The organism is Ancylobacter sp. TW_SC_1 (assembly GCF_056836805.1).
The window spans coordinates 1,000,601-1,016,093 of record NZ_CM166365.1 but is presented as its reverse complement, the minus strand read 5'-3'; the positions used below and the strand labels follow the sequence as shown (position 1 = coordinate 1,016,093).

Sequence of the window (15,493 nt, the reverse complement as noted above, 5' to 3'; positions counted from 1 at the left end):
CCGTGCCGCGACCGGGCCCCGCGAGCTATAGCCCGCCAGCCCTCCTCCCTCCAAGGCCAAGCGCATCCTTGCCACATCGTTAGCGGGGATCAGTCAGCCGTGACGTCGCTCGACAGCTTCAAAAGCCGGAAAACCCTCACCGCCGGGAACAAGACCTACGTCTATTACAGTCTGCCGGAGGCCGAGAAGAACGGCCTCGACGGCGTCTCGGCCCTGCCCTTCTCCATGAAGGTCCTGCTGGAGAACCTGCTGCGATTCGAGGACGGGCGCTCCGTCACCAAGCAGGACATCATCTCGGTCAAGGACTGGCTGATCAACCGCGGCAAGGTCGAGAACGAGATCGCCTACCGGCCGGCGCGCGTGCTGATGCAGGACTTCACCGGCGTTCCCGCCGTGGTCGACCTCGCCGCCATGCGCGACGCCATGGTGCATCTGGGCGGCGACCCCAAGCGCATCAACCCGCTGGTGCCGGTCGACCTCGTCATCGACCATTCGGTGATCGTGAACTTCTTCGGCGACAACGCCGCCTTCGGCAAGAATGTCGACGAGGAATACAAGCAGAACCAGGAGCGCTACCGCTTCCTGAAATGGGGCCAGTCGGCCTTCGACAATTTCCGCGTCGTGCCGCCCGGCACCGGCATCTGCCACCAGGTGAACCTCGAATATCTGGCGCAGACCGTGTGGACCAAGGACGAGGATGGCGTCACCGTCGCCTATCCCGACACCTGCGTCGGCACCGACAGCCACACCACCATGATCAACGGCCTCGGCGTGCTGGGCTGGGGCGTGGGCGGCATCGAGGCGGAGGCGGCCATGCTCGGCCAGCCGGTCTCCATGCTCATTCCCGAGGTGATCGGCTTCAAGCTGACCGGCGAGCTGAAGGAAGGCATCACCGCCACCGACCTCGTGCTCACCGTCACCCAGATGCTGCGCAAGAAGGGCGTGGTCGGCAAGTTCGTCGAGTTCTTCGGCCCCGGCCTCGACCATCTCACCCTCGCCGACCGCGCCACCATCGGCAACATGGCGCCCGAATATGGCGCGACCTGCGGCTTCTTCCCGGTCGACGGCGAGACCATCGCCTATCTCGACGAGACCGGCCGCACGGATGACCGCATCGCGCTGGTGGAGGCCTATTCCAAGGCGCAGGGCCTGTGGCGCGAGGCCGGCACGCCGGACCCGGTGTTCACCGACGTCCTCGAACTCGACATCTCCACCGTGCTGCCCTCGCTCGCCGGCCCCAAGCGCCCGCAGGACCGCGTGCTGCTCTCCGGCACCAAGCAGGGCTTCCTCGCCGCGCTGGAAGGCGAGTTCAAGAAGGCCGGCGAGACCGCCAAGCGCGTGCCGGTGGCCGGCACCGACTATGATCTCGGCCATGGCGACGTCACCATCGCCGCCATCACCTCCTGCACCAACACCTCCAATCCCAGCGTGCTGATCGCCGCCGGCCTGCTGGCCCGCAACGCGGTCGCCAAGGGGCTGAAGTCGAAGCCGTGGGTGAAGACCTCGCTGGCGCCCGGCTCGCAGGTGGTGGAAGGCTATCTCAACGCCGCCGGCCTGCAGAAGGACCTCGACGCGCTCGGCTTCAACCTGGTCGGCTTCGGCTGCACCACCTGCATCGGCAATTCCGGCCCGCTGCCGGAGCCGATCTCGGAAGCCATCAACAAGAACGACCTCATCGCCGGTGCCGTCATCTCCGGCAACCGCAATTTCGAGGGCCGGGTGAACCCGGACGTGAAGGCGAACTACCTCGCCTCGCCGCCGCTGGTCGTCGCCTACGCCATCGCCGGCTCGCTGCAGATCGACCTCACCACCGAGCCGCTCGGCATCGGCTCGGACGGCACGCCGGTCTATCTCAAGGACGTGTGGCCGACCAACCGCGAGATCGCCACCTTCATCCGCGAGAACGTCACCAAGAAGATGTTCCAGGAGAAGTACTCCGACGTCTTCAAGGGCGACGAGAACTGGCAGAAGATCGCCATCCCGCTCGGCGAGACCTATGCCTGGGACGACCGCTCCACCTATGTGCAGAACCCGCCCTATTTCGAGGGCATGGCGATGGAGCCGGAGCCCGTCACCGACATCATCAAGGCGCGGGTCATGGGCCTGTTCCTCGATTCCATCACCACCGACCACATCTCGCCCGCCGGCTCGATCAAGGAAGCCAGCCCCGCCGGCGTCTACCTGCGCGACCATCAGGTCCGCCCGGCGGACTTCAACCAGTACGGCACGCGGCGCGGCAATCATCAGATCATGATGCGCGGCACCTTCGCCAATATCCGCATCAAGAACCAGATGCTGGCCGGCAAGGAAGGCGGCTTCACCCGCCACTGGCCGGACGGCGCCGAGATGCCGATCTACGATGCCGCCATGCTCTACCGTCAGGAAGGCGTGCCCACCGTCGTCTTCGCCGGCAAGGAATACGGCACCGGCTCCTCGCGCGACTGGGCGGCCAAGGGCACGGCGCTGCTCGGCATCCGCGCCGTCATCGCCCAGAGCTTCGAGCGCATCCACCGCTCGAACCTGGTCGGCATGGGCGTGGTGCCGCTGGTGTTCCAGAACGACGAATCCTGGCAGTCGCTGGGCATCAAGGGCGATGAGATCGTCACCCTCCGGGGCATCGAGGGCGACCTCAAGCCGCGCCAGACGCTGGTCGCCGAGATCACCTTCGCCGACGGCACCGTGAAGAACGTCCCGCTCACCTGCCGCATCGATACGCTCGACGAGCTGGACTACTTCCGCAACGGCGGCATCCTGCCCTACGTGCTGCGCAACCTCGCGGCCTGATCGACGACAGGAAGGGCCGGCGCGGGATATCCGACCCCGCGCCGGCCCTTTTCCGTCCTGCGCCTCTCTCCGCGACCTCTTCCGCCGGCGGCTTCCCGGCGGCAGCTTCCTGCGGCCTGGCGGCGACACCCCGCCCGCACCGGCCCCGCGACACCCGAATGTGACTGGCAGCGGCGCCTGCCACGTCCTATTGCCTAGGGTGGATCCGGTCGGTCGAGACCTGCCCGGAGATCCTTCCCGGAGCCAAGCGACAGGGTCCGCCGATATCCGGAACGGCCCGTGTCGCACCATTGAGCTCGCGCCCAAGGACGACCTGCTCGATATGTCCGTTACCGTCGCACACCCCGCCTTCCGCATGCCCGAACACACCGCCGGCGCCTGTCGCGACCGGTTTTCACGGATCGGCTTCGTGCTGCTGGCGCTGGTGCTCGTGCTGCCGGCAGCGGCGCGGGCCGAGGAGGCGCCGGCGGAGGCGATCAAGCCGGTGACGGCGCCGCGGGCGATGGTCGAGCTGTTCACCAGCCAGGGCTGCTCCGCCTGCCCGCCGGCCGACAAGCTGCTCGCCGAGATGGCCGAGCGACCGGACGTGATCGCCCTCACCCTCGCGGTCGATTACTGGGACTATCTCGGCTGGAAGGACACGCTGGCCAAGCACGGCCATTCGCTGCGCCAGAAGGCCTATGCCCACATGCGCGGCGACAGCAAGATGTTCACGCCGCAGGCGGTGGTGAACGGCCACGTCATGGCCATCGGCTCCGATCGCTCGACGCTGGAGCGCACCTTGTCGACCATCGCCCGGCCCGCCGTGCCGATCACGGTCGAGACGGCGAAGGACCGCATCACGGTCAAGATCGACGCCGCCCCGGGATCGGGCGAGGTCTGGCTGTGCCCGGTCATCAGCCGCATGGAGGTCGAGATCGGCCGGGGCGAGAACGAGGGCGCCAGCATGACCTACCACAATGTGGTGCGCGGCTGGACCAAGCTCGGCGACTGGAACGGCAGCGCCGCGCGTTTTGAAACCATCCTGCCCCGCCCGCCCGGCGATGCGACCGACGCGGTCGTCGTCTTCGTGCAGTCCGGCTCCGCGACCGAGCCCGGCGCCATATTGGGCGCCTCCCTGCAGCCGCTGCACTGATTCCCACCGAGCCTGCCGACGGACCGGTGCGGGGCCGCGAGGCCAATCCGCGCCGCGCCGTGCCGTGCCCTCGGGCGTCGCCGTGGCGCGGACAAAGAAAAAGGGCCGGCGACATGGCCGGCCCTGAAGAGCAATTCGGGGATTGAACCTAGAACATAACGTCAGGCCGGTCCGCGAGCACCGCGGGGGGCTGGGGGGCTGGGAAACCGATGCGCCACGCGAACCGGCCCAACGCTATGAGGGATAGATTGGTGGCGCCGGGCGGCATCGCAACGGCCGAATTCGGGCGGCGATGTGTTTTCGGTTAACGAGCGCGTGAACGCCGCCGGATACCCCATGAATGCGAAAGGCGCTTGAAGGCGCCCGCCGGCCGGTGGATCATGACAGGCACATGACGACGTCGGACCGGCCGTCCGGGAGAGCCGGGCCGGCCAAGCCGGAGGAGCCGCGTGGCGGAAATCGACCCCATAGCCTTGCCGGTCGGCACGCGTGGCGCCCTCGTCACCTTCGACCGGCGCGAGCTCGACCGCATCCTCGACCTCTACGGCCGCATGGTGGCGCTCGGCGAATGGCGCGACTACGCCATCGACTTCACCCGCGACAGGGCGATCTTCTCGATCTTCCGGCGCGCCGCCGAAGTGCCGATCTACCGCGTCGAGAAGGATCCGCGCCTCGCCCGCCGGCAGGGCGCCTACACCGTCGTGTCGCAGACCGGCCTCATCCTCAAGCGCGGCCATGAGCTTCAACGCGTCCTCGCGGTGCTGGAAAAGCCGCTGCGCGCCGTCAACTGACCACCCCGTCCCCTGTCCCCGGAGATCCGAATGCGCAGCCTGACCGTCGCCGCCACCCAGATGAGCTGCGACTGGAATATCGAGGGCAACATCGCCCGCGCCGAGGCGCTGGTGCGCGAGGCCGCCGGGCGCGGCGCGACGCTCATCCTGCTGCAGGAACTGTTCGAAACCCCCTATTTCTGCCAGGACCAGCTCTACGAGTTCCTCGAACTCGCCAGACCCTTCGAGGGCAACCGGCTGATCGCCCATTTCGCGAAACTCGCGAAGGAACTGGGCGTGGTGCTGCCGATCAGCTTCTTCGAGCGCGCCGGCCAGGCCGCCTTCAACAGCCTCGCCATGGTGGACGCGGACGGCTCGGTGCTCGGGCTCTACCGCAAGAGCCACATACCGGACGGGCCGGGCTACACCGAGAAGTTCTACTTCTCGCCGGGCGACACCGGCTTCCGCGTCTGGGACACGGCGGTCGGGCGCATCGGCGTCGGCATCTGCTGGGACCAGTGGTTCCCCGAATGCGCGCGCACCATGGCGCTGCTCGGCGCCGAAGTGCTGCTCTACCCCACCGCCATCGGCTCCGAGCCGCACGACAGCGGCCTCGATTCGTCGGGCCACTGGCAGCGCGTGATGCAGGGCCATGCCGGGGCCAACCTGACGCCGCTGATCGCCTCCAACCGCATCGGCCGGGAAGAGGGCCGCAACGGCACCGCCATCACCTTCTACGGCTCTTCCTTCATCGCCGGGCCGACCGGCGAGAAGCTGGCCGAGGCCGGGCGCGAGGAGGAGGCGGTGCTCACCGCCACCTTCGACCTCGACGGCATTGCCCGCCAGCGCCACAGCTGGGGCGTGTTCCGCGACCGGCGGCCGGAACTCTACGGGCCGCTGCTCTCCCTCGACGGGCGCGCGCCGACGCGCGCGATCGGGTGATCGGCATGAGCCAGACCCTCACCACCCTGCCCGCCGCCGACGGCTTCCGCATGCCGGCCGAATGGGAGCCGCATGCCGGCACCTGGATGATCTGGCCGGAGCGGCCGGACAATTGGCGCGAGGGCGCGCTGCCGGCGCAGGACGCCTTCGTCGCCGTGGCGAGCGCCATCGCCCGCTTCGAGCCGGTCACCATGCTCGCCACCGCCCGGCAATGGCGCAATGCGCGCGCGATGCTGCCGCCCTCGGTGCGGGTGGTCGAGGCGTCCTCGGACGATTCCTGGTGCCGCGACAGCGGCGCCACCTTCGTCACCGACGGCGCCGGACGGCTGCGCGGCGTCGACTGGGACTTCAACGCCTGGGGCGGGCTCTACGCCCCCTGCGACCAGGACCGGCTCATCGCCGCCAAGATGTTGGAGATCGAGCGCGCCCCGCGCTACGCCGCCCCGCTGGTGCTGGAGGGCGGCTCGATCCATGTCGATGGCGAGGGCACGGTGCTGACCACCGAGGAATGCCTGCTCAACCCCAACCGCAACCCCGACCTCACGCGCGAGGAGATCGAGCAGCACCTCAGGGACCATCTCGGCGTCTCGCGCGTGCTGTGGCTCGGCGCCGGCCTAGTCGACGACGAGACCTCCGGCCATATCGACAACCTCGCCTGCTTCGTGCGCCCCGGCGTGGTGGCGCTGACCTGGTGCGAGGACCCGCTCGATCCGCAATACGCCATCTCCCGGGATGCCCATGAGCGCCTGTCGAAGATGACCGACGCGCGCGGGCGCTCCATCGAGATCGTCAAGCTGCCGCTGCCGGGTCCGCTGTTCCGCACGATGGAGGAGGCCATCGACGCCGGGCCGGGCTCGGGCACCATGTCGCGCGGCAATGGCGAGCGGCTCGGCGCCTCCTACGCCAATTTCTACATCGGCAACGGGCACGTGCTGATGCCGCTGCTCGATCCCGCGCATGACGAGACCGCCCGCGCCATCCTCGCCCGGCTGTTCCCGGACCGCGAGGTGGTCGGCGTGCCGACGCACGAGATCATCCTCGGCGGCGGCAACATCCACTGCATCACCCAGCAGCAGCCCCTCGGCACGCCGGGCTGAGCGGGCGGCATCGTCATCCCGTTCGCCGTCATCCCGGCCGAGCGCCGCGAAAGCCGGGATCGCGGCGAGGGGACGGGGCCAACCTCGCGCACCGTCATCCTGAGGTGCCCGGCCGTCGGCCGGGCCTCGAAGGAGGCTCAAGGTACGCGAGGCGCATCCTTCGAGGCGCGCTCCGCGCGCACCTCGGGATGGCGGTGCGCCGATCGGACACTCACCGCTTCACCAGGCCGAGCCGGATCAGGCTCTCGGCGGTGGCGAGAACCGCCGCCTCGGCGGAGCGCGGCGCCCAGCCGAGCCGGCGCATCGCCTTGTCGGCGCAGGCATCGCGCCGCACCCCCAGGCGCGGCGCCGCCAGCCGTGCCATCGGCAGGGCGAGGGCGGCGAGGCGCACCGCGAGGTCCGGCAGCTCGAAGCGCGGCGCCCGCCGCGCCGCCGGGCCGAGCCGGGCGCGCAGCGTCTGCGCCATCCAGTGGAGCGAGACCGCGTCGCCGGCGGTGGCGAGGAAGCGCTCGCCGGCCGCCGCCGGCGCCGTCATCGCCCTGAGATGCAGGTCGGCGACGTCGCGCACATCGACGAGGCCGAGAAAGATGCGCGGCGTGGCCGGCACGGCGCCGTCGAGCAGCGCCCGTATCAGGTCCAGCGAGGCCGACATGTCCGGCCCCAGCGCCGGGCCCAGCACGACGACCGGGTTGACGCTCGTCAGCTCCATGCCGCCGCCCTCGCGGGCGACGAACTCCCACGCCGCCTGCTCGGCCAGCGTCTTGGAGCGCGTATAGGCGTCGACATCGGCACCGGCCGGGTCGGTCCAGTCGCTCTCGTCATAGCGCCCGGCGCGCGGCGCGTACCCGTAGCCGACCGCCGCGAAGGAGGAGGTGACGACGACCCGCCGGGCGCCACCCGCCCGCGCCGCCCGCAGCACCCGCAGCGTGCCCTCGCGCGCGGTGCGGATCAGTTCGCCCTCCTTCGCCGCGGCCATGCCGGCCGGCAGGGGGGAGGCGACGTGCAGGACGTAGTCGCAGCCGGCGGCGGCCGGCGTCCAGCCGTCATCGTCGAGGAGATCGGCGGTGTGGAAGTCCACCGTCGCGCCGGGTGCCGCGCCGCCCGCCGCCAGCATCGCCCGCACCTGTCCCGCCCGCGCCGGGTCGCGCAGCGTGGCGCGCACCGCGTGGCCCTCGGCGAGCAGCCGCAGGATGAGATGGACGGCGATGAAGCCCGAACCGCCGGTAACGAGAACCTTCGCCACGATCGTCTCCCTGTCGGGTGCCGCGCACGGCACCATTATCCCCCGGCGGCCCCGGTCGGCTCCGGTCGCCCCCCTAGGATCGCGCCGCGGCGAGCGCCTTGCGGATCTGCGCGACCAGTTCGGGAACGATCAGCCCGACGCCGGCGCTGGAGAGGTGGTCGTCGTCGAAATACAGCGCCACCTCGCCCTCGGCGTTGCGGCAGCGCCCGGCGGCGCAGAGGATCTCGTGCGGGCGCATCTTGAACACGCCGGGATGCTCGATCGCCTCGAAAGCGGCGAGCACATTGGCGTTGCGGGCGCGAAACGCCTCGTAGGAGGTCGACAGCGGCCCGGCATCGCCCTCCCCGTTCAGCGCCATCCGGGCGGCCCGCTGCGGCACGTTCCAGCCGGCCTCCGGAATGGGATAGACGAGGACGACGTTGATCTCGTCCGCGATCGCCTCGACGCCGGGCCGGAGCGCCGCCAGCACGCGCTGGTGCCGGTCGCCGGTCGCCTGCTTCACCGCATCGAGAACGTCGAGGCGCGTATCCGTGCCGGTCTCCACGCCACCCTCGCCATTGTCGAAACGCGAGCCCTCGACATAGGAGGCAAAGCGCGAGGTGATGACCACCGTCTTCGTGCCGTGCGTGCGGGCGAAATCCAGCATCGCGCGATTATAGGCGTCGCAGGCATGCCACCGGGTCCGGTCGGCGCGGTAGAAGCCCGGCAGGCCGATGCACCCGACATAGGAGGCGGCATAGGAGGAGATGCCCGCGCGCCGCAGTTCCTCCTGCACGCCATGCGTGATGGCGGCGGAATGGCTGTCGCCGATGAGCACGACCTCCGCCCGCCCGTCGATCATGTAGCCGGTGCAGCCGGCCACCGGCTGCGCCCGCAGGGGCTTGAACTCGTTGAAATTGCAGGCACCGCCTCCGCCGTGCTGCTGCCACTCGCTCTCGACGCGCAGCAGCGCCTGCACCTTCTCCGGCAGCCGGAACGGCGCCCCGTCCTGGAGAGAGCCGAAGGCGCCGAAGCCGAGGAACAGCACGGATACCGCCGCCGCGCCGGCGAACAGCTCGCGCCGCGACAGCCGCCGGGCGAAGCTGCCGGCACGGAACGGGCGCTCGACGAAGCGCCAGGTGAGATAGGCCAGCCCGAGCGAGGCCAGCGCGAGCCCGAGCATCAGCCCGGGCCCCGGCGCGTCGAGGCTGCGCAGGCGGGCGAAGGCGAAGAGCGGCTGGTGCCAGAGATAGGCGCTGTAGCTGATCAGCCCGAGGCCGACGAAGGGCCGCGCCGCCAGCACCCGGCCGGCCGGGGTCGAGGGCGCGGCGAACAGGATGATCAGCGCGGCGCCGCCCACCGGCACGAGGGCGTAGAGCGAGGGAAACGGCATCGTCCCGTCAAAGCCGAAGACCGCGAAGACAACCAGCCCCAGTCCCAGCAGCGACAGCGCGGCATTGGGCCGGGGCGCCCGCTCGCGCATGAGAAGGGCGCAGATCGCGCCCGCCCCGAGTTCCCAGGCGCGGGCGTGCAGCAGGTAGAAATTCGCCTCCGGATGGTTGCGCCAGCCATGCTCGGCCAGCAGCAGGCTGCCGAGCGAGAGCGCGGCGATGCCGGCCAGCACGCCCCGGCGCCCGAAGCGCCAGAGCCCGAGCAGCAGCAGCGGGAACAGGATGTAGAACTGTTCCTCGACCGCCAGGCTCCAGGTGTGCAGCAGCGGTTTGTACTCGGCCGCGGCGGCGAAATAGCCGGCCTCCTGCCAGAACAGGATGTTGGAGGCGAACAGCGCCACCGCCCCCACCGACAGCGCGAAGCTCTCGAACTGCGCCGGGAACATCCAGATCCAGGCGAAGGGGATGCAGGCCGCCACCACCACGAACAGCGCCGGCAGGATGCGGCGGGCGCGCCGCTCGTAGAAGCGGGCGATGGAAAACGTGCCGGTGTCCATCTCCGCCGCGAGGAGGGTGGTGATGAGATAGCCGCTGATGACGAAGAACACGTCGACGCCGACGAAACCGCCGGAGAACGCGCCGAAACCCGCATGGAACAGGATGACGGGAACAACCGCGACGGCCCTGAGGCCGTCGATCTCGGGCCTGTACTTCATGAAGGAGGAAATCCGGCGACACGCTTACCGGACCTTATGGCGCCACCGCTCCCGCGCCAAGCGCCGCAGGCCGCAAACCGGGTCCGCGCGCCGCTAGTCCGCCTGTGTGGCGGCCGGGGTGCCGGCCGGGGTGGCAGCGTCGAGCATCTTGATGGCGGCGCAGGCCGCGCCGAAGCCGTTGTCGATGTTCACGGCGACGACGCCCGGCGCGCAGCTCGCCAGCGCCGAGGAGAGCGCCGCCCTGCCGCCCTCGGCTACTCCATAGCCGACTGAACTCGGCACGGCGATCACCGGCGCCGATACGAGGCCGCCGAGCACGCTGAACAGCGCGCCCTCCATGCCGGCCACCGCGATCACCACCCGGCAGGCACGGATCTCCTCGATCCGCGCCATCAGCCGCCACAGCCCGGCGACGCCGACATCGGCGACCAGCAGCGCCTCGTGACCGCAGAAGGCCAGCGTGCGTTCGGCCTCGCGGGCGACCGGCAGGTCGGAGGTGCCGGCCGCGACCACCGCCACGCCCCCCGCCACCAGCGGCACCCCGCCGCCGAGCACGGCGGTGCGCGAGGCGGCGTCGTAGTCGAGCCCGGCGCTGGCCTCGGCATCTAGCGCTTCGAAGGTCGGGCCCTCCAGCCGTGTCAGCAGAAGGCGTGCGCCGCGCCGACGGGCCTCGGCGAGAATGGCGGCGAGCTGGTCCGGCGTCTTGGCGCTGCACAGCACCGCTTCGGGCACCCCGGCGCGGGCCGCGCGCTGCCAGTCGAAGGTGAATTCCATCGCTCAGGTCCTGACGAACATCGCGCCGCGGCGGTAGGGCCGCGCACCGGCATAGACCCGCGCCGCGCCGGCGCACAGTTCCGCCATCGCCGCCTCGACCGCCGGCGCCCGCGCCATCGCGTCCTCGCCGAGTTCCACGACGACGCCCTCATGGGTGATGCGGCAGCGCAGGGTGCCGCCGCCGGTCAGCGCGGCGAGGCGCCGCTCGGCCATCTCGACGAAGGCGAGGTCGCCGGCGTCGATGGCGATCCCCGTCTCGACCCGGCTGGCGAGGCAGGGCTGCGCCGGCAGCTCGGCGACGTCCGCGAGGCCGAGCCCACGCGCCAGCGCGCGCACGTCCGGCTTGGCCAGTCGCGCCTCGATCAGCGGATGCACGACGCGGCGCTCGGCGGCGGCGATCAGTCCGGGCCGGTAGTCGCCGAGATCGTCGAGATTGGCGCCCGAGGCGATCGGCCGCCCGGTCAGCGCGGCGATGCGGTCATAGAGATTGGTCTTGCAGAAATAGCAGCGGTCGACGGGGTTGTCGCGATAGCGCGCATCCCCGAACTCGCCCGATCCGGTGACCACGAGCTCCCAGCCCTCCGCCGCCGCGTGGCGGCGCACCCGCGCCGTCGCGTCCGCCGGCACGGCGGGAGAGACCGCGTGGATCACCGTGACCGGCAGGCCATGGCGATGGGCGAAGGTGGCGAGCGTCATCGAATCGACGCCCCCGCTCACCGCGACGGCGAGGGCGTCGAAGCGGCCGAGAACGGCGGCCAGCCGCGCCCCGGCCGGTCCTTCCGGCCGCGCCTCATCCATCGCCCTGCTCCGCCCGCAGCCGGGCCGCCCGGCGCTCGGCGAGGGTCGCCCCGGTCAGCGCGTCGCTCTCGGCCTTGACGGTGATCGCTCCGGGCCGCTCGGCCCGCTTGACCGCGACGCCGGCGGCGGTGCCCGCCGCGCGCGGCAAGGTCAGGCGCCGCTCCTCGCGCAGCCGCAGCCCGAGGGTCGAGGTCTGGTCGAAGCAGGCCCGCGCCACCGCATCGGCCTCCTGCGGCCGGACCAGCAGGCGCAGCGAGACCATCGGCCGGCCCTTCTTGCCGAGGCGCTGCCCGACGCTGACGTCGAGCACGCCCGCCTCGGCCCGCAGCCGCTCGACGGCCTGGCCGATCTCCTCGCCGGTCATGTCGTCGATCTCGAACTCGATCACCGCCACCCGGTCGCCGCTCGCCTCGACCTCCTCGAAGACGAGGGCGCGCAGCACATTGGGCAGTCCCGGCAAGGTGCGCGTGCCCGCGCCCGTGCCGGAGGCGGCAAGCCGCCCACCGGCGGGCCGGCCGGGCCGCGCCAGATGCCTGAGGATGGCGGCGCCGGTTGGGGTGACGCGCTCGCCGAAAACCCCGTCGTCGCGCCAGTCGAAGCCGGTGAGGATCGCGGCGGTGGCCGGCGCCGGAACCGGCAGCAGCCCGTGCTGGGTCTTCACCAGCCCGCCGCCGAGCGGCAGGGGCGAGACGGTCCAGTCCGCGCCCTCCAGCGCGCCGGCGATGCTGCCGGCGGCGACGACGTCGAGCAGCGAATCCCAGTCGGCGATTTCGTGGAAATGCACCTCCTCGATGGCCACGCCATGGATCGTCGCCTCGGCGCGGGCGAGGATGGCAAGGATGGCAGCGGCGTGCCCGGCCGTGCCCGCGCTCAGTGCGGCGCGTTCGATCCGCGCCCGCATGTCGCGATAGCTGCCGGCGCCGGGGGCGTGCTGGTGCGCGTGATGGGGCGTGTGGGCGTGGTGGCCGTGGCTTCCCTCATCCCCAGCACGGCTCCCCTCATCCCCGGGCTTGACCCGGGGATCCAGCCCTTCCACCAGAACCCCCACGGAAGCCTGGGTGGCCGGGTCAAGCCCGAGTTTTTACCGAGACCGACAAACGAGAGGTTGGCAGGTCAGGATTGGGCTTGTAGCCGGGTTTTCCGGTGCGGTCGATCCAGTCGAGGATCGTGCCAAGCTCGCCTTGCAGGGTGATGCGGTAGCTGCCGTGTTGCTCGCCGGGAGTGACGACGACGCGTTCGATGACTTCGCGCAGCGCGTCGGCGGCTTCCAGGGCGTCTTCGGGATGAGCGAGCGCGGCGGTCAGTCGCTCGATCCTGCGGCGGTAGGTCTCGGCGATGTTGGGGTGAATATCGTGTGTGTCCTGCGGTGCGTCCGACAGGCGGGCGGTGAGGCCGTCCTGTTTCATCTCCAACTCGGTCAGGCGCTGGGACAGGGCGCGGTGCCAGCCACCTTGCTCGATGACGCGCACGATCTCGGCAATGGCCTTGGTCGTCTCGGCAAGCTCGCGGCGGGTGGCATCCTCCGTCTGGCGGCGCTCGCGTTTGAGGCGGTTGGTTTCTTGCGCGTAGGCGTGCATGGCTTCCGCTACCATGTCCGGCGTCATCATGCGCTCGCTGAGGCCGGTGAGCACGCGGGCTTCCAGTACCTCGCGGGCGATGGTGCGGGCATTGTCGCAGCCGTTGCCAAGCACATGATTGGTGCAGGCGAAGCGATCCTGCCCGCGCCGGGCGTAGGTGCTGCCGCAACAGCCGCACAAGACGAGGCCGGACAGCAGGGTGCGCGGGCGATGGGTGGCGTTGAGCCCGGCATTCTTCGCAATCATCGCCCGCGTGGCCGCGCGCGAACCGTCGATCTGCTTCTGATAGAGCGCGGTCAACTCGTCCTGCCGGACCTTGGCCGCGTCCCAAAGCTCCTGCGGTACGATGCGAAGCTCGGGAACCTCGGTGCGTATCCATTCGCTCTCGGGATTGAGACGCAGGACGCGGCGGCCGGTGTCCGGGTTCTTCATCTGGCGCTGCCGGTTCCAGCGGATGGCGCCGTTGTAAAGCTCGCAATTGAGGATGCCGGAACTGATGATGCGGTTGCCGCGAATGGTGGTGTCGTTCCAGCGCTTGCCGGTGGGGCTGGCGATGCCGTCGCGGTTCAAATCGGCGGCGATGCGTTGCGGCCCCTTGCCGGCGACATATTCACGGAAGATGCGCCTGATGATCTCGGCCTGCTCCTCGATGATCTCGCGTTCGCCCCGGATCGGCTCGCCGCGCGCGTCGAGCTGGTGGACGACGCGATAGCCATAGGCGTTGCCGCCGCCGATCTTGCCCGCTTCTACGCGGCCCCGGATGCCGCGATGGGTCTTGATGGCGAGGTCCTTCAGAAACAGGGCGTTCATGGTGCCCTTGAGGCCGACATGAAGCTCGTTGATCTCGCCTTCGGAGAGGGTGAAGATACGAACACCCGCGAAGCTCAACCGCTTGAAGACGCCCGCCACGTCCTCCTGATCTCGGCTGATGCGGTCCAGCGCCTCGGACAGTACGATATCGAAGCGTCCGGCTTGTGCGTCGGCAAGCAGGGACTGAATGCCCGAACGGATGAGCGAAGCGCCGGAGATGGCGCGGTCGGAATAGGTTTCCGCGACGGCCCAGCCCTCGCGGGCGGCGCGTTCGCGGCACTGGCGCAACTGGTCTTCAATGGAAGCGTCACGCTGGTTGTCGGAGGAATAACGGGCATAGAGCGCAACGCGCGGCGTCGGACGGGCAGTCATCGGGGGCGGTCCTTTCACTCCTTGCCGGCCCCGTCCTCCGTGCTTTCGGAAACGTCGGGCCTGTTGTCGTTGGCGGCGGTCAGCCGCTCGAAATCCTCACGCGCCATGCGGCGGCCGATGATGCGGGCCAGTGTCAGCGCCGCGCGGTCGATCTTGAGCCAGGTCTCCGTGCTCGGCTCGCCAAGCGGACCGCTATTGTCGTTGGCCGGTCTGAACCGTTCCGGCCTCGGTTCGGTATCCTCTTCCATGTCGCTTCCTGCTTTGTTTTCGAGACAAACAGGTATGAAGCGGCACGGGATTCAGGCTGTGAAGGCATAAAACGCAAGCGTGCGGCGCTGGCGACGTATCGGCGGCACATAGGACGGGTTGCTTTACTCGGTTTGTCCTTACAATAGCGATTCCAGCAGCGGATGACGGGGCGATGCAAAGGGATTGACGACCGTTATCCCGCCCCATGTGAACCCGTCTTGCAGGTCTTCGGACAACAGCAACCGACAACCGGCATGAGAGGCGGCTGAAAGAATGACCGCATCCCAGATGCTGAAGCGGTGGTCGGTCGCAAGGTCGACGGCGGCCAGCATAACTTCGGGCGCGGTCTCGACCGTCGCGAAGGTATCGCGCCATGCCAGAAGGGCATCGCGCGCATCGGTGCGCGACCTGCCGGCCTTGCGCACCAAAACATTGAACAGTTCGCCAAGCACCTGAACGGGAATGACGGCGGCCGCTTGAGGAAGGTCGCGCACCAGTTCGAGGGCGATGGCGCGCTTGCCGCCATCGTTGACGCCCTCCGCATAGGCGAGGACGTTGGTATCGAGAGCGACCTTCACCGCTCGTCCTCGTAAAGCTCGTCGCGTGTCCAGCGGCCGGCATTGACGACGGGCTGGTGTTGGAGACGCGACAGTAGTGCCGCGCGTGCGCCAGAAGCCACGCTCTCTTGCTTGTTGGCGGGAATGATGCGGGCCACGGGTCGCCCGTGACTGGTCACAACATAGCTGTGTCCCTCGCGCACGCTGCGCAGGATGAGGGAGAATTTGCGGTTGGCATCCGCTGCCGTAACGGCTTCTTCCATCGAAGACTCCATGCTAGTAGTTATATTACCTACATT

At 69.7% G+C, this 15,493-nt stretch carries 14 protein-coding genes; 5 read left to right on the top strand and 9 right to left on the bottom strand.

What is annotated here, in order from left to right; all coding sequences use genetic code 11:
- The first annotated feature begins 99 nt into the window (after positions 1 to 99).
- From acnA to aguA, 5 genes are all read left to right on the top strand, one after another.
- Complete coding sequence (gene acnA, locus AC1PZ7_RS04710) at positions 100 to 2,784, top strand: aconitate hydratase AcnA (protein WP_482358354.1); 2,685 nt, start codon at positions 100 to 102, stop codon at positions 2,782 to 2,784.
- Positions 2,785 to 3,139: 355 nt separating this feature from the next.
- Complete coding sequence (locus AC1PZ7_RS04705) at positions 3,140 to 3,919, top strand: DUF1223 domain-containing protein (RefSeq protein ID WP_482358353.1); 780 nt, start codon at positions 3,140 to 3,142, stop codon at positions 3,917 to 3,919.
- 449 nt (positions 3,920 to 4,368) lie between these two features.
- Complete coding sequence (locus AC1PZ7_RS04700) at positions 4,369 to 4,710, top strand: DUF2794 domain-containing protein (protein ID WP_482358352.1); 342 nt, start codon at positions 4,369 to 4,371, stop codon at positions 4,708 to 4,710.
- A gap of 30 nt (positions 4,711 to 4,740) precedes the next feature.
- Entirely contained in the window at positions 4,741 to 5,631 is an 891-nt protein-coding gene (aguB, locus tag AC1PZ7_RS04695) for an N-carbamoylputrescine amidase (protein WP_482358351.1), read from the top strand.
- Positions 5,632 to 5,636: 5 nt separating this feature from the next.
- Positions 5,637 to 6,728: an agmatine deiminase gene (gene aguA, locus AC1PZ7_RS04690; protein ID WP_482358350.1), complete on the top strand. Its 1,092-nt coding sequence runs from the start codon at positions 5,637 to 5,639 to the stop codon at positions 6,726 to 6,728.
- Positions 6,729 to 6,939: 211 nt separating this feature from the next.
- Here the strand turns inward: aguA and AC1PZ7_RS04685 are convergent, their stop codons facing one another.
- The 9 genes from AC1PZ7_RS04685 to AC1PZ7_RS04645 all read right to left on the bottom strand — a co-directional run bounded on the left by AC1PZ7_RS04685 (position 6,940) and on the right by AC1PZ7_RS04645 (position 15,457).
- Positions 6,940 to 7,971: an NAD-dependent epimerase/dehydratase family protein gene (locus AC1PZ7_RS04685; RefSeq protein WP_482358349.1), complete on the bottom strand. Its 1,032-nt coding sequence runs from the start codon at positions 7,969 to 7,971 to the stop codon at positions 6,940 to 6,942.
- Positions 7,972 to 8,044: 73 nt separating this feature from the next.
- On the bottom strand, positions 8,045 to 10,057 hold the full coding sequence (locus tag AC1PZ7_RS04680; protein ID WP_482358348.1) for an acyltransferase family protein: 2,013 nt from the start codon (positions 10,055 to 10,057) through the stop codon (positions 8,045 to 8,047).
- Positions 10,058 to 10,150: 93 nt separating this feature from the next.
- Positions 10,151 to 10,831 carry a nickel pincer cofactor biosynthesis protein LarB gene (gene larB / locus AC1PZ7_RS04675; RefSeq protein WP_482358347.1) on the bottom strand — a complete coding sequence of 227 codons (681 nt, stop codon included), beginning with the start codon at positions 10,829 to 10,831 and terminating at the stop codon, positions 10,151 to 10,153.
- Between the two features lie 3 nt (positions 10,832 to 10,834).
- Positions 10,835 to 11,629, bottom strand: coding sequence for an ATP-dependent sacrificial sulfur transferase LarE (larE, locus tag AC1PZ7_RS04670; RefSeq protein ID WP_482358346.1), 795 nt, complete (start codon positions 11,627 to 11,629; stop codon positions 10,835 to 10,837).
- Entirely contained in the window at positions 11,622 to 12,665 is a 1,044-nt protein-coding gene (larC, locus tag AC1PZ7_RS04665) for a nickel pincer cofactor biosynthesis protein LarC (RefSeq protein WP_482358345.1), read from the bottom strand. Before larC ends, larE begins: the two co-directional genes overlap by 8 nt.
- 31 nt (positions 12,666 to 12,696) lie before the next feature.
- Positions 12,697 to 14,388 carry a recombinase family protein gene (locus AC1PZ7_RS04660; RefSeq protein WP_482358344.1) on the bottom strand — a complete coding sequence of 564 codons (1,692 nt, stop codon included), beginning with the start codon at positions 14,386 to 14,388 and terminating at the stop codon, positions 12,697 to 12,699.
- 14 nt (positions 14,389 to 14,402) lie between these two features.
- Positions 14,403 to 14,636, bottom strand: coding sequence for a hypothetical protein (locus AC1PZ7_RS04655; RefSeq protein ID WP_482358343.1), 234 nt, complete (start codon positions 14,634 to 14,636; stop codon positions 14,403 to 14,405).
- Positions 14,637 to 14,774: 138 nt separating this feature from the next.
- Positions 14,775 to 15,215: a PIN domain-containing protein gene (locus tag AC1PZ7_RS04650; RefSeq protein ID WP_482358342.1), complete on the bottom strand. Its 441-nt coding sequence runs from the start codon at positions 15,213 to 15,215 to the stop codon at positions 14,775 to 14,777.
- Positions 15,212 to 15,457 (bottom strand): type II toxin-antitoxin system Phd/YefM family antitoxin, encoded by a 246-nt coding sequence (locus tag AC1PZ7_RS04645; protein WP_482358341.1) that lies wholly within the window; start codon positions 15,455 to 15,457, stop codon positions 15,212 to 15,214. The genes AC1PZ7_RS04650 and AC1PZ7_RS04645 overlap by 4 nt, the downstream gene beginning before the upstream one ends.
- Positions 15,458 to 15,493 lie beyond the last annotated feature (36 nt).